This is a genomic window from Marivirga arenosa (assembly GCF_030503875.2).
In the GTDB taxonomy this organism is placed as follows: domain Bacteria; phylum Bacteroidota; class Bacteroidia; order Cytophagales; family Cyclobacteriaceae; genus Marivirga; species Marivirga arenosa.
The window spans coordinates 2,331,640-2,351,416 of the sequence record NZ_CP129968.2; the positions used below are offsets into that span (position 1 = coordinate 2,331,640).

19 protein-coding genes are annotated in these 19,777 nt (G+C 35.1%); 1 reads left to right on the forward strand and 18 read right to left on the reverse strand.

The annotated features are described in order from the left end of the window. Nucleotides 1–30: 30 nt before the first annotated feature. Together QYS47_RS10135 and QYS47_RS10140 are read right to left on the reverse strand one after the other, a co-directional pair. Nucleotides 31–477: a DUF2147 domain-containing protein gene (locus QYS47_RS10135; RefSeq protein WP_302100679.1), complete on the reverse strand. Its 447-nt coding sequence runs from the start codon at nt 475–477 to the stop codon at nt 31–33. Nucleotides 478–483: 6 nt separating this feature from the next. After that, entirely contained in the window at nt 484–981 is a 498-nt protein-coding gene (locus QYS47_RS10140) for a hypothetical protein (protein WP_322345910.1), read from the reverse strand. Between the two features lie 266 nt (nt 982–1,247). On the opposite strand from QYS47_RS10140, the gene QYS47_RS10145 reads away from it, so the two are divergent. Then, on the forward strand, nt 1,248–1,610 hold the full coding sequence (locus tag QYS47_RS10145; protein WP_302125276.1) for a response regulator: 363 nt from the start codon (nt 1,248–1,250) through the stop codon (nt 1,608–1,610). Here QYS47_RS10145 and QYS47_RS10150 read toward each other — a convergent pair whose 3' ends face one another. The 16 genes from QYS47_RS10150 to rsxC all read right to left on the reverse strand — a co-directional run bounded on the left by QYS47_RS10150 (nt 1,611) and on the right by rsxC (nt 19,771). After that, nucleotides 1,611–2,489: an inositol monophosphatase family protein gene (locus QYS47_RS10150; RefSeq protein ID WP_322345912.1), complete on the reverse strand. Its 879-nt coding sequence runs from the start codon at nt 2,487–2,489 to the stop codon at nt 1,611–1,613. Continuing rightward, complete coding sequence (locus QYS47_RS10155; RefSeq protein WP_322345914.1) at nt 2,486–3,457, reverse strand: oxidoreductase family protein; 972 nt, start codon at nt 3,455–3,457, stop codon at nt 2,486–2,488. Before QYS47_RS10155 ends, QYS47_RS10150 begins: the two co-directional genes overlap by 4 nt. A gap of 66 nt (nt 3,458–3,523) precedes the next feature. Further along, complete coding sequence (locus tag QYS47_RS10160) at nt 3,524–4,972, reverse strand: flavin-containing monooxygenase (protein WP_322345916.1); 1,449 nt, start codon at nt 4,970–4,972, stop codon at nt 3,524–3,526. A gap of 142 nt (nt 4,973–5,114) precedes the next feature. Next, nucleotides 5,115–6,314, reverse strand: coding sequence for a succinylglutamate desuccinylase/aspartoacylase domain-containing protein (locus QYS47_RS10165; RefSeq protein WP_322345917.1), 1,200 nt, complete (start codon nt 6,312–6,314; stop codon nt 5,115–5,117). After that, entirely contained in the window at nt 6,298–8,172 is a 1,875-nt protein-coding gene (locus QYS47_RS10170) for a CBS domain-containing protein (RefSeq protein WP_322345919.1), read from the reverse strand. The genes QYS47_RS10165 and QYS47_RS10170 overlap by 17 nt, the downstream gene beginning before the upstream one ends. 22 nt (nt 8,173–8,194) lie before the next feature. Beyond that, nucleotides 8,195–8,653 carry a DUF2267 domain-containing protein gene (locus tag QYS47_RS10175; protein WP_322345922.1) on the reverse strand — a complete coding sequence of 153 codons (459 nt, stop codon included), beginning with the start codon at nt 8,651–8,653 and terminating at the stop codon, nt 8,195–8,197. A 184-nt stretch (nt 8,654–8,837) separates the two neighbouring features. After that, nucleotides 8,838–10,631, reverse strand: a complete 1,794-nt coding sequence (locus QYS47_RS10180; RefSeq protein ID WP_322345924.1) for a hypothetical protein — start codon at nt 10,629–10,631, stop codon at nt 8,838–8,840. A gap of 10 nt (nt 10,632–10,641) precedes the next feature. Beyond that, on the reverse strand, nt 10,642–11,604 hold the full coding sequence (locus QYS47_RS10185; RefSeq protein WP_322345927.1) for a thiamine pyrophosphate-dependent enzyme: 963 nt from the start codon (nt 11,602–11,604) through the stop codon (nt 10,642–10,644). Nucleotides 11,605–11,607: 3 nt separating this feature from the next. Continuing rightward, nucleotides 11,608–13,500: a 2-oxoacid:acceptor oxidoreductase subunit alpha gene (locus tag QYS47_RS10190; protein ID WP_322345929.1), complete on the reverse strand. Its 1,893-nt coding sequence runs from the start codon at nt 13,498–13,500 to the stop codon at nt 11,608–11,610. Between the two features lie 92 nt (nt 13,501–13,592). Continuing rightward, nucleotides 13,593–14,459 carry an RnfABCDGE type electron transport complex subunit B gene (locus QYS47_RS10195; protein ID WP_308356680.1) on the reverse strand — a complete coding sequence of 289 codons (867 nt, stop codon included), beginning with the start codon at nt 14,457–14,459 and terminating at the stop codon, nt 13,593–13,595. A gap of 10 nt (nt 14,460–14,469) precedes the next feature. Then, the gene (locus tag QYS47_RS10200) at nt 14,470–15,327 is read right to left on the reverse strand and encodes a ferredoxin reductase domain-containing protein (RefSeq protein WP_308356679.1); all 858 of its coding nucleotides are present in this window, start codon (nt 15,325–15,327) and stop codon (nt 14,470–14,472) included. A gap of 216 nt (nt 15,328–15,543) precedes the next feature. Beyond that, nucleotides 15,544–16,128: an electron transport complex protein RnfA gene (locus tag QYS47_RS10205; RefSeq protein WP_302100706.1), complete on the reverse strand. Its 585-nt coding sequence runs from the start codon at nt 16,126–16,128 to the stop codon at nt 15,544–15,546. Then, entirely contained in the window at nt 16,125–16,766 is a 642-nt protein-coding gene (gene rsxE / locus QYS47_RS10210) for an electron transport complex subunit RsxE (protein ID WP_302125229.1), read from the reverse strand. Before rsxE ends, QYS47_RS10205 begins: the two co-directional genes overlap by 4 nt. Further along, nucleotides 16,747–17,433, reverse strand: a complete 687-nt coding sequence (locus QYS47_RS10215; RefSeq protein ID WP_322345932.1) for an FMN-binding protein — start codon at nt 17,431–17,433, stop codon at nt 16,747–16,749. Before QYS47_RS10215 ends, rsxE begins: the two co-directional genes overlap by 20 nt. Then, the gene (locus QYS47_RS10220; protein ID WP_322345934.1) at nt 17,430–18,443 is read right to left on the reverse strand and encodes an RnfABCDGE type electron transport complex subunit D; all 1,014 of its coding nucleotides are present in this window, start codon (nt 18,441–18,443) and stop codon (nt 17,430–17,432) included. The genes QYS47_RS10215 and QYS47_RS10220 overlap by 4 nt, the downstream gene beginning before the upstream one ends. Further along, nucleotides 18,440–19,771: an electron transport complex subunit RsxC gene (gene rsxC, locus QYS47_RS10225; RefSeq protein WP_322345935.1), complete on the reverse strand. Its 1,332-nt coding sequence runs from the start codon at nt 19,769–19,771 to the stop codon at nt 18,440–18,442. Before rsxC ends, QYS47_RS10220 begins: the two co-directional genes overlap by 4 nt. Between the last annotated feature and the right edge of the window lie 6 nt (nt 19,772–19,777).

Genomic DNA, 19,777 nt, shown 5'->3' on the forward strand with positions numbered 1-19,777 from the left:
TTGCAGCCCTTTTAAATGAATTAACTATTTTTATTTTCTTTTCAGTCTCGTCCAAACATCAGTTCTACCAAAAACAGCAGCACCAATATAACCTCTTACTTCTATCGTATTATCATCTTTTAATTCAATTTTACAGTTATAAGTACTTCCATTATTAGGATCATATATAGTACCATCTACCCATAAATCTTCTTCCTCATCATAAACAAAGTCCTTAATTAATCTGTAACCTTTAAGTGGTGTTTCACGCAAGGATTCATCTGGATTGTTTACATCAGTCCTTGGACTTCCATCCTCATTTGTTGGTTCTTTTAACCATACAACACGTCCATAATATTTATTACCAATTTTATCGATTTTCACCATTGATCTTCCATTGCTAGGCTTCCATACTCCTATTAACTTGTCTCCCGGATCATTTTCAGCAGACAAAGAAAATGTAACGAAAAAACAAAGTACATAAATTAACTTTTTCATATTTACTTACTTTTTATATTCAACATTAAATTCAAAACTTACTTTTGCACTCAGATAGTCCATATCCGAAGATACATTAGCATCTACCACCAAGGTATAACTATCATCTTTTAAATAAGGCAATATATCTTGTTCAGCTGTCACTTCAAGAGAAATAACCTCTTCTTGCGGTAAAGGACTTTTAGTTGCAACTGAAATCAACTCTAGGTCATCAGATACTAATTGAATCAATGCACTCTCAACATCTGTGCGTAAACTATCAGGAAAAAATGAAATCGTTGCAGACTTTAGTTTTACAGATTTAATATTTTCCTCTGTAATTTCATTTTGAGATGCGATCTGAGCCAGAATATCTTCAGATGCTTTTCCCTGAAGAGTATTAGGACCTTCAAATAAAAATTCTCCTTCAACTTCAATTGATGGGCTTTGGTATTCTACAGTTTCTGGGGCACTACAAGCTAATAATACTGAAGAAATAAATATAAAAGCGAATAATTTATTCATACGTTTAAAATTATAATTTAAGATTAAATTAAAGATCCTCTAAAATACAAAAGAATCTTAAAATCGGCTGAAAAGATGAGGCTTTTATTCATTGTTTCATTTATTTCTGTCTATTCTTCTTTTTTAACTTAGAATTGTTTAGCGAATATAATGCCAGAAAAATATCAATAATTCAATCTTATGATGTAAAACTTACTAAACTATTTTTGTATTATTGATTCTGATTAAGGAATTAATAATTCTGAATAAAAATTAACTGCCTAACCATGAGTAAATTAAAATACCTGATTATTGATGATGATATTATATTCAGCAAATATTTAAAAGCAAATATGGATGAACTGTATGCTGAAATTGAACATATTAGCTCAAGAAACAATACATTAGGAGGCTTACTCGATATTCATAGAAATCATCCAGATATTATCTTTTTGGATCAATATATTGATGGATTAAGTGGATTTGATGTGTTAGATTTAATGAAGCATCAACCTAAAACCATTATGATTTCATCTGAACATATTGATCAAGAAAAACTAGCTGAATATCCTCATGTAATAGGTTTTTTAGAGAAGCCTGTAAATTTTGATAAACTCAAAGAATTAATTGATAAGTCAGGTTTAGTTTAATTATTTAGTTAATTGCTTGTACAGCTGAAGAATAAATTTCTTAATCGTAGAATTAAACGTATAGATAATACCGAACTTATTCATAAAGGTATTCTCTTTATTTAATAGTAATTTTTTTCCATTTATCGTTGAAACCAGTAATCCTGCTTCATTAAATATTAAACGGGTAGCGGCATAGTCCCAAATGCTACCACCTCCCCTGTTTTCCTTTGGAAATTTAAAGTAACATCCGTTTCCTGATTTTAATACTCCAATAGCATTGCATACTGCGCCTTGACCTGAATGGAGCTTTAAATTTTTCAGCCCATTATTTATGGCAAAATTATGCAGTTCATTCTTAATGGTATTAAAATAAGGTGTCTTTTCAAGACTTATATCGTAATAAAAATGGAGAATATCAGATGACTTTGATTTCTTAAATGGCCTTCCATTAAGAGATAGCCCTTTATTTAGAATAGCTGAAAACAATTCTTTTGAATCAGGTATATACACACAGGCGGTGAGAGGATCCCCTGCTTTTGAAATTAAAGCAATGGAAACCGCATAACCGGATCGACCTTCAGTAAATGCTAAAGTACCATCCAAAGGATCCACACACCAGAAATAATCCTTTTCAAATCTTGATTGGTTATCCTCTTGCTCTTCCGTAAGCAACCCTAGATCATATCCAATAATACTTTCTTCTAATTGATCAAGTATGATTTTTTGAGCTTGAATATCTACTTCAGTTACTACTTGTGAAGCAAGAGAGTCTCCTCCCTCTTTATGCCTTTTTTCATATTGTTGGTCAAACTGCTTTTGAATATAATGTCCCGCTTCAATTGCTGCTTTTTCTGCTATTTTAGATAATTCAGCCATATCGTGATTAGTCAGATTCATTTTAAATCCAATTCACTTAATACTTCTTGCGTTAAACGCTGGCTATAATCATGCATTTTCCAATGACCAGGACTCCACCCATCTAAAAAGCGATAAAAATCAGCCCAAGCATATTTATATAACTTTTGCCATTCTGACTTTAATGATTTGAAATCCAAAGTATTGTCTAAGGCTTTTTCAAGCTCATTAAAATAATGCCCTAGTAATTCTTCTTCGTATTTTTCACATTCCTCTTCCTCAAAACAACTGCTTATAAAATAGGCGACATCTTTCATTCCGCAGCCTTTTCCAACATATTGGAAATCAACTGCTGCCACATTATTATTATTTCCGAAGCAAAAATTAGCTAGCTTTGCATCTCCATGAATGATGGTCTGATATTGAGCTTGATTCAATTTTTCATCTATAGCCTTAGCTGTATTTTTTAAGCTAAGATTATTCATTTTATCCCATTCGTCAGGACGAGTGTCTAAATGCCAATAGGTTCCAATTGGCCAAAGCCCTTCTGCAGGATTATTTATGAATTTTGCATGAAAATTGGCCAGCCATTTTAAACAACTTTTTACATTAGGAAGTGTAATATTATCTGGGTTATGGCGGTAAGGATATCCTGATTCATTCAAATCTTCCATTATTATAAGCATTTCCATTTCAGTCTCAGTTGAATGCAACGCCTTTGGAACTCTACAATTTTCATTAGTTAAATGAGCATAATTTTGATACCAAACTCTTTCAACTTGATATGATTTTAATTTACGCTGATGTGAACTAGAGGTGTTCCAACCTTTAAGGTGCTGCTGTCCATCAGAGAGTTGAATATGTTTTGCAATTATACTTTTAAACTTACCTTCTTCTAATTGGTAACGTTTTATTTCACCATACCCACTCCAGAGATTTTGAACCGATTGAGTTTCTAAAATATTTGAAGCAGAAGTAACTCTTAGAATTTCTTTTTTTAAGTTTAACATATCAATTCAAAGCTCTTATTTTTTCATGAGATGTCAAACTGCAATCTAATACTAAGTCAATAATTATTATTTCTCAAACTGAAGTGCCTTATCTTTTACTTTACCAAAACGAGTGGCTAGCATGTCCACTAAATAGCTTTGATATACCCTCCATGGTCTTCTTTTACCCTGCTTTGGAAGGATCTCTTTTGCTCTTTCAATGTAACCTGAATTCAAATTTAAGAAGCTTTCATTTGAAGCAGCGTTTTCTTCGTGCGGTATTACTACTTCATAGGAGTGTTTGTCCATATACTTCAAAAGCTTACAAAGATAATTCGCTGTTAAATCAACTTTCAAAGTCCATGAAGCATTTGTATAACCAAAAGCATAAATCAGATTTGGTATATTGCTGACCATCATGCCCTTATAGATCATTGATTGATTTATTTTAGCGAGTTCACCATTCACACTAAGTGCTGCCCCTCCTAGAAGTAGCACTTTAAGTCCTGTTGCTAATACGATAATATCAGCATCAATTTGATCTCCTGATTTTAATGAAATACCTGTTTTAGTAAAATGCGAAATTTGATCGGTGGCTACACTTGCTTTTCCTTCTTTTATAACGCTAAATAGATCACCATCAGGCACGACACAGAGCCTCTGATCCCAAGGATTATAAGTTGGATTGAAGTGTTTATCGACAGGATATCCTTCTGGTAATTGCTTTGCAGCAGCTTTTATCAGCATGTCTTTCATCCATTTGGGAAATACTCTGGATAGACCAAATGATAACATTTGTAAGGCAATGTTCTTCCATCTGGTAACTTTATATGCCCATTTTAATGAGATGTATTTTTTCAGGCTAATAAACATCTGATTCCTGTTGGGCAGATTCATAATGTAGGTGGGAGATCTTTGAATCATGGTAACATGTTCAGCTCCCCCTTTAACCATAGAGGGCACTAAAGTTACAGCGGTAGCTCCACTACCTACAATGGCCACCTTTTTCCCTGTATAATCTAAATCTTTTGGCCAAAATTGAGGAACTACAATTTTGCCTTCAAAATCATTTTCATTTTCAAAAGTCGGTCTATAGGATTCCTTATAATCATAATAGCCAGTACAGATACTCAAAAATTTACATGTATAGGTTAAATTTCCTTCTTTAGTTTCTACCTTCAGCTCCCAGCATTTTGCTTCATCAGACCAATTGGCAGTGGTCATTTTATGATTAAACAGAATGTTGTCATCGATATTATTTTCTGCAGTGGTACTTTTAAGGTATTTTAATATTTTGTCTCCGCTTGAGATAGATTGAGGATCATTCCACGGTTTAAATCTATAGCCGAAAGTAAACATATCAGAATCTGAGCGAACTCCAGGATATTGAAACAATGACCAAGTGCCCCCAATTTTATTTCTAGCTTCTAAAATTTTATAATTCTTTTCCGGACATTTTTTATTTAGCCAATATCCCATTCCAATTCCAGAAATTCCAGCACCAATAATTAAAACATCATACAGCTTATTTTCCATAGATTTATATCTTCTTAGCTATCAAATATAAAATAATTTATGGCAGGACATACATTCTATGATACTTTAATGCCTTAGATGGTTTACATATTCAATGAGTAGAAGATGGTTGTAAAGGAGAATGGTTATTTCTAGAAGTTAATTATTTATAATTCCATTTAGCAAATTTATACTCTTTATCTCTGGAGGCTTTTTCTCTACTATTTGCAAACAAATAGTGGTCTCCAATTTCAACACTTCTGTAGCCTAGCAAGTGGAATATTGGTTTAGCAAAAAAGCGTGCTATTCTTAAGTTGATTTTCAATCCTTCTTTCGCTTTGGTTTGCCAGCTAACACCTGGTAATAAGGTTAGTAAATGATCCATCCTAAGCTTACGAAGAATCGCTGATATGTGTAAATATATTGGCGCAATTTTACGGATTAAAAAGAATCCATCCTCACCTTGCGTTTGGTATAGCGGCATTAATACTCTTGATTCATGAGGTGCATATATTCCTTCGTTATTGCTTTCTGCTAAATAGGCATTTTTCCTTACGGTTTGAAAATTCACGAATCCTGGTCGCATAATAAATTCTTCCTCCTGCTGAATTTCATGACGGTAGAAAATTTCATAAAAGCCTCCAATTCCTCTCGTTGCTTTTTTTAACCTCTGCATATAGCGGTGAAAAAGCTTAGTCTCTGGTAGGACTCCTGTCAAAACTAAGCTTACATAAGCAAAGGCTTCGTGATTATCTACCGATTGTTTTTCATCATGTTGACCTGCCTCAAAACCAAAAGCAACGTAGCCCAACTCATTTATGTAGCTTAAAGCGGGTCCTTTTAAATATTCTTCAATCCCTAAAATAATGGGCATTGGAAATAGTCTGGTAAATTTTCTATTAAGTATGGTATCATTCAATGTAATAAATGGAATAGTATGGGATGAGGTAGTATGTAAATCCATAAAATAAAAAGGACCTTCATGACGATTAATTATACTCATAAGATTTTCATATAAATCTTGTTGTTCTGCCTGATCTGGGTTGCTAATAAAGACATGCTTTTGATTCAAAGCTTGCATTCTGCTTTTAGTCCATAAACGGTTTAGGTCTTCTTTCTCAAAACGAATTCCTTTCTCCAAAGCATTTATATTTCCTCTTAATGCATAAATATTTCCACTAATGTTTTTTTCATTACCAACTAGTTTTTGACTAAGCCTTTCTAAGGCAAAAACTCCTGAAGGTTCATTGCCATGTATACCTGCTAAGAATACAACTATTGGTCCTTGATTATTTCCTTCAATATGAGTAATTAATCTTTCGGTGGAAACTTGCGGCATGATATCTTCAGAAATGCTTGTCATTGCTAAATGGAATTAGGTCAGTATTAGTAATGATTCCAACTAATTTATCTTTTTCAACAACTGGTAAACATCCATAACCATGTTTTTTCATAATATTCATGGCTTCTTTGATAGATGTATCTGAATGAACAGTGAATGGCTCAGTTACCATTATGTCTGATACTATTTCTTTTTCATTACGCTTCTTAGGATATCTTTTCGTCATATGCGACCATGTAAGAAGCCCAACTAATTGGCCACTACTATTTTCAACAGGTAGATGATGAATGTTATTCCAGCGCATTATGTTTGTTGCAAGATCTGCTAAGTCAGTATCTTCTACCAAGAAAAGTTTTGTAGACATGATACTGCCAACCGTGATAGCATTTTTATGCGTGCAACATATTTCATTAATAGGTTGCCATTTATATATTGGAATATTTTTCTGTTGATTCTGGTAAATAGAACTGGTAAGTGTTTTTAAGGAGTCATCTAGTTTGTATTGTTGTCTCAGTCTACGAAAATTGGAAATTTGCCATTGCACTCCGTTTTGACCATTTACCCTGTTTTTAATTATGTTAATATATTTTTGAATATCTGCTTCGTCAATATCAAGTTTTTGCAAACCATAGAGAGCAATTGGAATCAGTTTTTCAAGTATTAATTCATTTACTTGAATGTCATTATTCTCCCAAGAAATTACAGAATCTTTTCCATATCTAGCAGCTTTCCAAAAATTTGCTTTGACATCTTTAAAATCCATAATACTTGGCATATCATCAAATTTTGAAGGTCTGCCTGCCATTAAACCTACCCAGAAGGCTAGGTTTGCAATTTCATCATCAGTAGAAGGACCAGCGGGAAGGTATCTGTTTTCAATTCTTAGATGAGGTTTGCCATCACTTAATCCATAACAAGCTCTATTCCAATGATATATAGTGCTGTTGTGAACTTTTAACGCTTCAAGTTTTGGAACTCCACCCCTTTCCAAAATGTTGATAGAATTATTTTTAATGGCTTTAGCCAGCATAACCTTATGCCTTGCGATATCATCCTTAAAAATATCTACTACAGAGCCGCTGGCCCATTTATGACCGAATGAAATTCGTGATTCTTTCTCATGTAAAGCATATGATGTTGCTCTTGTATCTATACTTTGTTGAAATAAGGCTATTCGAGTTTCATTCCATAACTCACGGCCCATTAGTAAAGGAGAATTAGCACTTATTGCTAATACTGGTGCTGCAATGGTTTGAGCCCAATTATAACTTGAAATAAAATCATCAGGCGCTATTTGAAGATGAGTTTGAAAGCTAGCATTACAACCTTCAAAAACTATGGTATCATGTAAAACTGTTAGTTCATCAACGCCCTTTATATGCAGACTAAAATCTTCACCACGTAATTCTTTTGTACGCTCATTAAGAGCATAATAACGCATGATCGGTGTCATATGCTCTAGTGTTATCTCATTCATTCTGATCGTGGGAAGAATTCCAGTAAGAATGACCTTAGCCTTATATTGTCCAGCTACATTATTAGCCTTATATAATAGGTCATTTAATTGTTCATGCATTTTGGTTAAGCAGTTATCCTTAGCTTCAATTGGGTCTGCATTGATTTCTAAGGTGTAACGAGTCATTTCAGTTGTATAATGGGGGTCATCAAGTGCTTTCAGAATATATTCATATTCGAAATATGGTCTCCATTGCTCGTTAACAAGGAAAAACTCTTGTTCAGCACCTATTCGGATTTTATCATCTTCTATTAACTTATGCTTCAACATGTATTCCAATGATTCAATATCATTCAAAAGCTGTCGCATAAATTTATTTCTAGCTGAAATATTTTCGGTACTAATTACTTTATGATCTCCCATTTTTTATGTATTTGAAATTTTTCTATGGACTAGCCGTTCGCATTTTGTCTTTTAGTCCCCATAATGGGCGTAATTCAGCGGGCATGCTCATGATAATATGAGTAATTTCTCCTTCACTAACATGGTTTCTGATTACTTTAAAAACTGTACGGATAACATTTTCGCCATCTTTTACAGTTCTGATATCATGATGTCCTAAGGGTTGGTCTTCATGAATTACTTCCCTAATAAATTCACCTATATTTTTAATTCTAGTAGGTTTTTCTTGATATTTCCAGCCTTCAACGTATATCGCTTTTAATAACATTGGGAGTTGTGCCATTAATTGGAATGACTCCTGTATAGTTAGTCGGGATCTTAACGTATGTAAAACAGCCCTCAATATTCTACCTGAAAGGTCAATATCGTTTGGGAATCCTAGTTCTTCCGCAATCTCTTTAAGAATGCTATTGGCGGTTTGAGTATACTTTTCAAATTTCATCTCCATAGCTTTTTATTATATACTAATATAAAAAGCTTACCCTCTAAAAACTCTAATATAGATTAGTAATATAGATGATATATGTCATGATATATAATTGAATTACAAAGCGTTAATTCTGTAAATCTGTATAGAAGATTTTCAAAATTCTAACTCAATATTTCTAACTTCTGACTTAAGACTTCTAAATCTCCCCTTCCATAAGAGCATTAACGAGTCGTTGAGCAGCTGTGGCTACTGCCTTTTCTTCCGCTCGTTGTGTGATTTTTATTCTATCTTCTTCTAGCTTTTTTCTTTCATTTTCCAATACTTCATTTAGCTCTTTATTCTTCTCTTCAACTGCTAAACGTACTTTATAACTATTAAAACCTGCTAATTCCTGAAGAAATGCCCAATAATCAGCTCTTTCCTGACAAGATAAAATCCAAACATAGGGAACTGCAGCTTTGAATAATTCATGATTATCATCAGCCAAATAAATAAATGGTATCTTCTCAAATCGGTCTTTCAAGTCCATTTCCAAAAATTCAGAAACAGGAATTAATTGGTCTGTTTCAAATTCAGCTGGAATTATCATTAATTCTTTTACTTTTTCTGGAAATATTGCTTTATAATCTGCATAAGTAAAGTTCACTTCAATATTTTGAACCTCATCATCCTCAGATCTGATGCTTATGCTATAAGAAGGCCATAAATTTGTCGGTTGGATATTAGATGTAATAGAAAACCTTCTGCCCCACTCGCTAAATTTTATAGGATCGTATTGAACCATCGGAAAGTATCTCCCTGCATTGGCTGCATTGGCTAAAAGTGTTCTGCTTAGGGTAGTCATTCTCACGTTAGAAGGAACACTGATATGGATTAAAGAAGGCGCATATGAACCTAAAGATTTTTTAACCCCTTCGTATAAAAGTGCAGGTTCTGCTATAGTGCTTTGGAATGTAAAGATGTTTCTTTGGGCAATGGCCAAAGCGGCTATTTCTTGTCGGAATTTATAAGATGAATCTACCCATTTAAGTTGTGGGTTAGGTTCTGATACTAATTCTTGATTGATAATTACCACATTAACGGGGTGATTAACCATCATCATTTTTCCGAATGATGTTAAATGGTTATTAAGATAGTTTTGATCAGTAATACAAAGAACTGGAACAAATAATCTTAATTCATCTTCTTGTAAATGATGCCAATTAAAATGTTCGAAATAATCATCATGAATCTCTTCTTCGTATTCATCTTCAATTTCTAATTGAGCCATTTTAAAGGCCTTCATTAAAATTGTGAATGACTTTATTTCATGCTTAAATAAATCTTCGGTTAACTCAAATGCATTTGTTTTAGCCTCAATTGTTCTGACACCTTTAAATAGTAAGTTCTTTTCTATTACAGTCTTCAGCGCTTTTTCATAAACCACTACTCCATGTTGTTTTTCAATAAAGTTACTAAACTTTTGTAAATCATTTAGAATGGATTTTAAGCGTTGAATTCTACTTTTTGATAAGTCAGATTTGGCCGATTTCGGTAACAAATCCACCATTTTTTCAAATGCTATCATCTCAGCGGCAAAACCATAATTTTCTTTTAATTTTAGTATCTGACTACTCTTGCTGTCAACATCTAAAATAGTTTTTAATACTTCTATTACTCTTTTTACATCTTCCTTAAATTTCTTTCTATTTTGTATTTGATAGCTAGACATAATAAAATCTAGCATAAACAAAGGCATGTTTTCTTCCTCTTCTAAAATGATCTCTTTGTGATTTTCAATGATCTTATAGGGATAAGCGGATTCTTTCTGTATAACATTCTGTAAAGCAGCATGATAAGTATTAGACTCTTTTTCTCTATCATTTTTTTCAGCTGTACGATAAAAATGCCTTAAATCCTTCCAAAAGTCTTTCATTTCCTGCTCAGGAGCAGTGCTAGTCTTTTTTAAATGGAAAGAATTTTCATGAATTGTATTTGCTATATTTTCCATTTTAATTCATTTATATCGCATATTTATCCATCAATGTATTGATAGCTTCGGTTTTATCCTCGGCTGAAATTCCCATATTATGGGCACCGTATTCATCATATCTAGTGGCTTCTTTATTTTGATAAAATAATCCTATTGGTGTAGTATCTTTTGTTGTTTCTACTAATTCTCTTGCTTTAATTAAATCCGAAGGATCATGTTCTTTTAAATTATGAAACTTTTGAGTCGCTTTACTATCGATAACAATTCCATTTTCGTGTTGCAAAAGCGTTATGGCATTGGGATCTTTTACAACTGGTTCATAACTGTCCTTCATCCATATTGGGCAGCGTTGAACAATTCGTACAAATGCTAAACCTGGATGATCATATGCTTTTTTAAGGGTAGCATATAAGTGTGCAGGTTTCCAGTCTACTGTTTGGGCTACAAAAGAGACATTAGAGAAGCCCAAGGTAGATTGAATTGGATGAATAGGTGGCAATACTGATCCTCTCGGATGGGTATTGGTATGAATACCTAATGGACTTGTAGGAGATGTTTGTTTTTTAGTAAGACCATATATTGAATTATCAAAAAGCAAAACGACCATTTTCATATTGTATCGAATTGCATGCACCCAATGCCCTGCCCCTATTGAACAGCAATCTCCATCACCCGTAATAACAAAGACATTCAAATCTGGCCTTCTAAACTTTATTCCACCAGCAACAGGAAGCGCTCTACCGTGTAATCCATGGAAGCCATAGGTTTTCATATAATGTGGAAATCTACTACTACATCCTATTCCTGATACAAAAACAGTTTTTTCGGGTGGAAGCTGTTCATCTCTGCAAAGTTGTTGAACATTGTGTAAAATAGTATGAGCCCCACAGCCGGAACACCATCTTGCCTTGCTGCTTTCATAATCTTCTATTCCCAGCAGTTCGTCATTGGCAAAACTTAAGTCACAGAAATCTGGTTTAATACTTATCATTTTCTAGTCCATTAAAGTTTGTCCGAGCTCTTGCTCTATTCTTTCCAATATGCGGATGGGACTCATCGGTTGACCATACACATTGCTATAGCAATCCACATCAATAAGTGTTTGCGCTCTTAAATACCATGCTAATTGAGCATAGCGCCTGTTATCTTCAGTAATCAAAGGCTGTCCTACAGTGTCACTATAATTAATTTCTACTGTCATCACCTTTTTGAAATTCTTGAATATTTCTTTGATACCCGGTTCCATTGGGCTCAAAAACCGTAAATGGATACTGCTAACTTTTGCACCATTTTTTCTTGCCATGTCAACGGCTTCCTCAATTGCTCCTCTAGTTGAACCCCAACCTACTAATAGCAAATCACCTTTTTCATCACCATGAATTTCAGGTGGTTTTAAAGTATTGCCTAAGGCAGCAAGTTTTCTACTTCTACTTTCAGCTCCCCTTTGATTTACATCTGGCTGATAAGCCACATGACTTTCTTCATCATGAGCCAGTCCAGTTAGGGTATACATCCCTCCTTTTTGGCCTGGAATAGGTCTTTTACTAATACCTGTGTTAGGATCCCAATCATAGGCTCTAAGTCCTTCTTTCCATTTACTTTGATCTAATGGTCCGGGAAACCATTCAGGATTCACTTTTGGTCGAGGAAAGGGTTGAACACCAGTTGCTAAATTTGCATCAGTCAGCACAAAAACTGGTGATCTGAAAGTTTCAGCTATTTTCCTAGCTAATATGATATAATGGAAGCATTCTTCAATAGTAGATGGAGCAAGTACTATTTTAGGGGCATCCCCTGCTGCCCCATACAATACGGCTAATAAATCTCCTTGCTCCACTTTTGTAGGCAAACCGGTTGAAGGTCCACCACGCTGAACATCAATAATGACTAATGGTATTTCAGCCATTACTGCCAGTCCAATGAATTCAGTTTTTAAGGCTATACCTGGCCCTGATGTAATCGTAACCGCTGTTTTACCACCAAATGACGCTCCTACTGCAAAACCTATCGCTGCAATTTCATCCTCGGCTTGATGAATGATACCACCTGCATTTTCTAAGGCGGCTGCCATAGCATGCGTAGCTGATGTAGCCGGTGTAATAGGATACATTGAACAAACTTCAATTCCAGCTGACATAACTCCTAAACTCAAGGCTTCATTACCATTCATTACTACATAGTCTCCTTGTCGCTTTTTGGTCGGTATTGAGAAATGCATAGGTAGATTATCCTTCGCATATTCATAGCCAGCATGTAAAAGATCTAGATTGTTTTGGATAATCTCTTCTCCTTTTTTAGAAAATATAGCTTTGATTTGTTCTTCGGCAAGTTTTAAATCTCTATCATAAATATTACTCAATAGACCTAAAACCCACATGTTTTTACCTTTTCGTGCATCACTGACATGTTTTAGACATTCCTTTTCCATAGGAATTTCAATGATATTATAGCCCAGCTCAGTAAATTCTTTAATAGATTGCTCGTATGCTTCTTTTGTTTCTTCGGTATGAGTAGCCCATTTATTTTCAATCAATAAATAAGTACCTGGTTTATAGGCTTGTTGCTTAATTCTTCCATATAATACTTGTTCATTTAGAGCCACTACCATATCAGCATGGCCTCCCATATTGGTGATCTTATCAGTGCCCATCCGCACTCTAATTCCAGATGCTCCTTCTCTAGAACGGGCAGGTGGCCGAATTTCAGAAGGAATAATTTCAACTGTCCATACGCCATTTCCCATCTTAGCGGAGATAATACCTAAACTTTGACCGCACTTTTGAGCTCCTTCACCGGAATCGCTTACAATTTCAATGATGGACTCTTTTATTTCCTTCCTTTCCATTCCGATGGTTTCAGAATGTATACTTTCTGAGGTAGTTTCCATGATAAACGCTTTGAATATGACTAATTAAGACAGATTTTATTTAAATTATACTGATAAAGATCAGCACTTTTAGCGATAGAAGTCAGCCAATTTTAAGAATAGCCCATTTCACGCTCTCCTTTTCGTATAATCTTTTTACTATTCTTTCCTTTTACAGCTCCTAATTGATTATCTAACCATAATATGGCACCTGTAGGGCATCTTTGAATCGGATCCATATTTTGTTGATCAATAGAATAATCAATAACAGGTAAGTTATTTCTCATTGTAATTAAATCCAGAGGAGCATCCATGGCACATCGCCCACAAGCAGTGCAGGCAACTTGGCAATCCTCTAAGATTTCATCTCCCTTTTCCAGATTTTTACATGCGACCCATAGATGATGGCTAATAGGTTCAATTGAAAATAGATCTTTAGGGCAAGCAATTACACAATCGCCACATGCAGTACATTTAGCGGTATTAACTACCGGCAAACCATGTTCATCCATGTGAATTGCATCAAAATCACAAGCCTTTTCACAATCTCCTAATCCTAAACAGCCCCATGAACAAGCTTTTCCACCACCCGAAATTAAAGTGGCAGCTTGACAACTGTCAATCCCTTCATACTGAGCCTTATTTCGAGCCACATTGGTTCCCCCAGCGCAAGCTAAACGAGCGACCTTTTTTTCTTCATCTCCAACTGAGATTCCTAAGTAATCACCAATCGCACTTCGACCTTCATCAGAACTTACTGTACATTTTCCTGGAAGAACATCACCTTTCACTAAAGCTTCAGCAAAAGGTCTGCAACCCGGATAACCACATGCACCACAATTGGCTTTAGGTAACATAGTTTCCACTTGGTCAATTCTAGGATCTTCATATACGTACAGTTTCTTATTGGCTATCACCAACATTACTGCAAGAAATAGAGTTAATCCTCCTATTGCGATTACGGCAATTATAACGCCCATTTTTAACTTCTTAATAAATTAACTCAATCCATTTCTTACCTGCTTTCAGTTCTGCTTTTCTGGCTTTCCATTTTTCTTCAGAACCCACTACCTTTGCAAATGCTTTATCTAATCCTTCTTTCACTTTTTTATGACCCGCTATATAGATGTAGGTATTCAAATGTGATAGCATTTCTATAATCTCCTCAGAACGTTCCTCAATAGATTGATCAATCACAACGGGATCATGCCATAATGGTCTCGGGCTGTAAGCATGAATAGCTTTAAAAGTATCCTCATTGTAATAGTTAGTAAGATCATCATCCTCTTCATTCTGATACAGTAGCTCCAATCCAGTTTTGGCACCGTAAAACAATAATATACGGCCGCGCCAATCTTTCACATTATGATAAATATGCTTAATAAAAGCTCTGAATGGGGCTATTCCAGTTCCCATTCCTATTAGAATTAGATTCGCATTTTTATCTTCAGGAATTTCAAATGGTAATTCATAAGGACCTGTAATGATAATTTTGTCACCTGCTTTTCTATCACATAAATAGTTCGAAACAATACCGTTATATAATTCACCACTGAAGGCATCAATATAATTGCATCTTTTCACCAATAAGGTGATAATTGTTTTATCAATATCCTTTTCAGGAATATCGGCAACGCTGTATAAACGGTGATTCAATGTATTCCCAAAATCATCATGCTTTTCAACTAATACACCAAAACTTTGATCTATTTTGCAGTCAAAACTTGGATCTTGAACTTCTAAAGTGAGTTCTCTAACTTCTTCTGCATCAGGAGGGCTTAACCTTCTTGTTTTTAATACCTTAGCATAGTATTGTTTCCTGATATCATAATCTGATAAATGTGCCATGTCTTTATCATTTTAATTTTTCACGCTCTTTTTCTTGAGCTTACAAACTGTACCGCATCCACAACTGCCGCAAGAAGATCTTCCGGCCAGGACATCGGCATCTTGATGCTCACCTTTGAATGTTTTACCCCATAAATATTGTATGAGAGCCCAAAGGATCATTAAACCCGCTATGGCGAGTACCGCTATCGAATATTTTAATATCATCTCTTCATTTTATTTACCTCCTAAACCTGAGAAACCCATAAAAACCAGTGATAATATACCTGCTACTATAAGAGTTAAAACAGTTCCTCTGATGACCTTAGGTACATCAGCTAAATCTAATTGCTCTCTTAGTCCTGAGATTAAAATAAGTGCGAGCGTAAAACCCGCACCAGCACCTAATGCATAGACTACACTTTGTAATAAGTCATAGCCTTTATTGGTTTGAAATAGTGCCAGCCCCAAAATAGCGCAATTGGTTGTAATCAAGGGTAGGAAAATACCTAATGCCTTGAAAAGGGCTGGGCTTAATTTTTTTACTAACATTTCTACAAGTTGTACTGTGGAAGCAATTACCACTATGTAGCTTATTAATTGTAAGAAGGGAGCATCAATAGCTATTAAAAAGGCATGAATGGCATATGCTGAAACTGAGCTAATTAACATCACAAAAGTAACGGCAGCTCCCATCTTGGTAGAGGTTTCAATTTTACCAGAAACTCCTAAGAAAGGGCAAATACCTAAGAAATAGGCCAACACAAAGTTATTAACTAAACTTGCGCTAATGAATATTTGGGAAAGGCTTTCTGAATTCATGACTCTGCTCTTTTTTGTTTATAGATATTAAATACTAAAAGCCATGCAGCTAAAGTGAAAAAGCCACCAGCCGGTAATACCATGATCACCCAATCTTGAAAACCTTCAGGAAAAAGGGTGATTCCGAAAAAGGAGCCATTTCCCAAGATTTCTCTTACTGCTCCCAAGCTGAATAATGCAATAGTAAATCCTATTCCCATGCCTAAGGCATCCATAACAGATTTACCTACCGTGTTTTTAGAAGCAAAGGCTTCTGCTCTACTCAATATCAAGCAGTTAACTACTATTAATGAAATAAATGCTCCCAAACTTTTGTGTAATTCTACGCTTATAGCCTGAATGCTATAGTCTACTATGGTTACAAAAGTGGCTATGATTAAAATATAGGAGGCTATCCTGACTTGCTTTGGAATAAAATTACGAAGTAAGGATACTAATACATTAGACATCAGTAATACAAAAGCAGTTGCTAGTCCCATTGCTACTGCATTAGCAGCAGTATTTGAAACTGCAAGAACAGGACACATTCCCAATACTTGAACAAAAACAGGGTTTTCCTTCCATAAGCCCTTTATAAACTCATCTGTAGAAGTAGGTGCTTTCTTTAATAGCTCATTATTACTGTTGAGATTGCTCATTTCTATACTTTTTAAAAACAGATTGATTTTTATAAATGATTGGAATCCATTTTTGAGTACTTTTTCCAATTATATCTCCTATGGCTCTTGAGGAAATTGTAGCACCAGTAATACCATCAATCTCCCACTCGTTTACTTTCTCCCCTTTCTTTACTGTGATTATTTTATTTTGAATTGCTGATTTCGCTTCATTAAGGCTAGCATCCAATGCTTCAAAATTTGATAAGAAACTCGGATCTTTTTCTATTTTATCTCCTAGGCCAGGAGTCTCTTTACTTTCTAATACATAAAAACCTATTATCTTTTGATTATCAATACTATAACCATATAGAACTCTAATGACATCAGCATAACCTTGACCTGAGGCAACGATTGCAAGTCCTATCAATTCTCCATTTTCATCATATCCAGCGTAAACTAAATTTTGATCTCCTTTTGAAGCTATATCAAATGAGGACTCATTATAAGAAAAGGCCTGTGTTTGAGTACTTTCTGGAAGAACTTTAAAGATTGCTTCCTGTAAAGCTTTTTCCTTTAGGTCTGCTATTCTTGCCAGCGTACCCTCATAAGTTAATACAATTAAAAGACCACAAAGTATTCCAATCAAAGCCATCGCTTTAATCATTTTAAAACTATTAGTGGGTGCTATTTGAGTAGTTTCTTTCATGATTTTGCAGATGAAGTTCCATATACTCTATTTTGTATAAGTCGGTCAATATGAGGCGATAATGCATTGCCAAATAAAATGGCATACATAACACCCTCTGGTAAACCACCCCATATTCTTATAATTACAATCATACTTCCGATGATTACACCATACACAATTACACCTAGGGTAGTAATGGGTGAGGCCACCATATCTGAAGCCATAAATACCGCCCCTAACATTAAGCCCCCAGAAAATATCATGAAACCTGGTGATGGATATAATTCTGGATTAATTGAGTAGAGAATCCCACTAAAAATAAATACTGTTAGTAGTATAGAAACCGGGATTTTCCAATTCATAAAGTTTCTGATTACTAAATAGAGCCCACCTAAAAGTATTAAGATAGTACTAGTTTCTCCTGCTGAACCACTGACTAGCCCCATAGCTAAATCGCTTGTATCAGTAACTACACCATCAAATTTGAAGGCAGACAGGGGCGTTGCTCCAGAAGTACCATCCACTACGGGCATCATAAATGGCATAGCCCAGATTGAAGAATTAACGGATGTAAATCGATCAATTGAAAAAGCATCTTGCCAGGTGGTTATAGCAACAGGAAAGGCAGCTTGTAGTACTGCTCGCCCCACTAATGCAGGATTAAATACATTATATCCTAAACCACCAAAAAGAAACTTACCCATTGCAATAGCAATTACTCCTCCTAAAAAGGTCATCCATAATGGAAATATTGGGGGTAAAGTTAGGCCAAGTAGTAGTCCTGTAATTACTGCTGACCAGTCACTTATGGTACTTTCTTTATTTGAAAGCTTGCTGAGAACATGTTCGGTTAAAACAGCTGAAAATACAGCCGTTAGTATCACAAGAGCTGCATTCCAACCAAAAGCATATACTGAATAGAATGATAAAGGTAACAAAGCATAGACTACATTTCTCATAATTACCTCAACACTAGTGCCTTGAGAAAGGTGGGGTGAAGTGCTAATATGAAGACTTTGCTTTTTCATGATTTCACATTTTGTTTTCGAATGATCGATTTTGAAAGTCTGAAGTACTGTACTAATGGGATATGGGAAGGACAAACATAAGAGCATGAACCACACTCAAAGCAATCCATCAAATGATATTCAGCTGCCATTTTATCGTAGGATTCAAATTTTGCTAATAACCCTAGTTTTGATGGATTAAGTGACAAAGGACAAGCATCTACACATGCTCCACATTTAATACATGGATAAACCTTATGATTTGAGTTTATTTCTTTGCTGGTAAAAACCACTACTGCTGAGGTTCCTTTAACAATGGAAATGTCGAGATTAGCGACAGCCATTCCCATCATGGGACCTCCCATATATACTTCACTCATATTTTCATCTACTCCTACTCTATCAAGCAGAAACCGTAATGGCGTTCCGATTGGCACAAGATAATTTCCCTTATTTATTACACCAGGACCTGTGACTGTAATCACTCTTTCTTGAATTCCTCTGCCATGTGGTAATAGTCTTCCGATTTCTGCTGTAGTGGCAACATTTACTACTACAGCATTAACCTCAATTGGTAAACCACCCGAAGGAACTTCTTTTCCAAGTAGTGCGGTGATCAACATTTTTTCAGCTCCTTGTGGGTATTTTACCGGTACAACTTTTACTGAAACAGGAATATCCTTTGGTAGCTTTGCTGATAGGTAATCCGCAGCATCTTGCTTGTTGGCTTCAATTCCAATGATACATTCTTTGGCTTGAGTTGCTTTCATTAAATACCTGATTCCCATAAAGATATCCTGATCTTGCTCAAGCATAACCCGATGATCTGTTGTGAGATAAGGTTCACATTCAATCCCATTGATAATTAGGGTATCGCAATGTTTTCCTTCAGGAATTTTGATTTTAGCATGAGTAGGAAATGCTGCGCCACCTAAGCCTACTATTCCAGCTTGTTGAATTCCATTTATGATCTCATCTACGCTTGCACTTTCTAAATCAACAGCTTCACCTTCTATAATTTCTTGAGTTGATGAAGGAAAGCTTTCGAGATAGATGCCGGGTGTCATTTTTCCTGAAAGTGTAGGAACATTAGCGATTTTCTTAACAGTGCCACTTACAGGTGAATGTAAGGGCACTGAAAGAAAACCATCTGATTCGGCTAATAACTGACCTCTTACTACCTCTTGTCCTTCACGCACCACTATTTTCCCAGCTTTACCAATGTGTTGAGATAAAGGCAAAATTAATAAGGGTGCAAAGGAAAATTGTCTTATTGGCAATCCTTTGGTTTCATCCTTATTTTCTGGTGGATGGATTCCATGCTTGAAGGTATTTTGAGTTAGTAGCATGATTAT

Coding starts and splice junctions, on each gene's coding strand:
- QYS47_RS10185 (WP_322345927.1), bottom strand. CDS start 11,604: ATGATAAGTATTAAACCAGATTTCTGTGACTTAAGTTTTGCCAATGAC.
- QYS47_RS10195 (WP_308356680.1), bottom strand. CDS start 14,459: ATGGGCGTTATAATTGCCGTAATCGCAATAGGAGGATTAACTCTATTT.
- QYS47_RS10155 (WP_322345914.1), bottom strand. CDS start 3,457: ATGTTAAACTTAAAAAAAGAAATTCTAAGAGTTACTTCTGCTTCAAAT.
- QYS47_RS10140 (WP_322345910.1), bottom strand. CDS start 981: ATGAATAAATTATTCGCTTTTATATTTATTTCTTCAGTATTATTAGCT.
- QYS47_RS10175 (WP_322345922.1), bottom strand. CDS start 8,653: ATGAAATTTGAAAAGTATACTCAAACCGCCAATAGCATTCTTAAAGAG.
- QYS47_RS10150 (WP_322345912.1), bottom strand. CDS start 2,489: ATGAATCTGACTAATCACGATATGGCTGAATTATCTAAAATAGCAGAA.
- QYS47_RS10200 (WP_308356679.1), bottom strand. CDS start 15,327: ATGGCACATTTATCAGATTATGATATCAGGAAACAATACTATGCTAAG.
- QYS47_RS10160 (WP_322345916.1), bottom strand. CDS start 4,972: ATGGAAAATAAGCTGTATGATGTTTTAATTATTGGTGCTGGAATTTCT.
- QYS47_RS10180 (WP_322345924.1), bottom strand. CDS start 10,631: ATGGAAAATATAGCAAATACAATTCATGAAAATTCTTTCCATTTAAAA.
- QYS47_RS10190 (WP_322345929.1), bottom strand. CDS start 13,500: ATGGAAACTACCTCAGAAAGTATACATTCTGAAACCATCGGAATGGAA.
- QYS47_RS10215 (WP_322345932.1), bottom strand. CDS start 17,433: ATGAAAGAAACTACTCAAATAGCACCCACTAATAGTTTTAAAATGATT.
- QYS47_RS10135 (WP_302100679.1), bottom strand. CDS start 477: ATGAAAAAGTTAATTTATGTACTTTGTTTTTTCGTTACATTTTCTTTG.
- QYS47_RS10145 (WP_302125276.1), top strand. CDS start 1,248: ATGAGTAAATTAAAATACCTGATTATTGATGATGATATTATATTCAGC.
- QYS47_RS10170 (WP_322345919.1), bottom strand. CDS start 8,172: ATGGGAGATCATAAAGTAATTAGTACCGAAAATATTTCAGCTAGAAAT.
- QYS47_RS10205 (WP_302100706.1), bottom strand. CDS start 16,128: ATGAATTCAGAAAGCCTTTCCCAAATATTCATTAGCGCAAGTTTAGTT.
- QYS47_RS10220 (WP_322345934.1), bottom strand. CDS start 18,443: ATGAAAAAGCAAAGTCTTCATATTAGCACTTCACCCCACCTTTCTCAA.
- rsxC (WP_322345935.1), bottom strand. CDS start 19,771: ATGCTACTAACTCAAAATACCTTCAAGCATGGAATCCATCCACCAGAA.
- rsxE (WP_302125229.1), bottom strand. CDS start 16,766: ATGAGCAATCTCAACAGTAATAATGAGCTATTAAAGAAAGCACCTACT.
- QYS47_RS10165 (WP_322345917.1), bottom strand. CDS start 6,314: ATGACAAGCATTTCTGAAGATATCATGCCGCAAGTTTCCACCGAAAGA.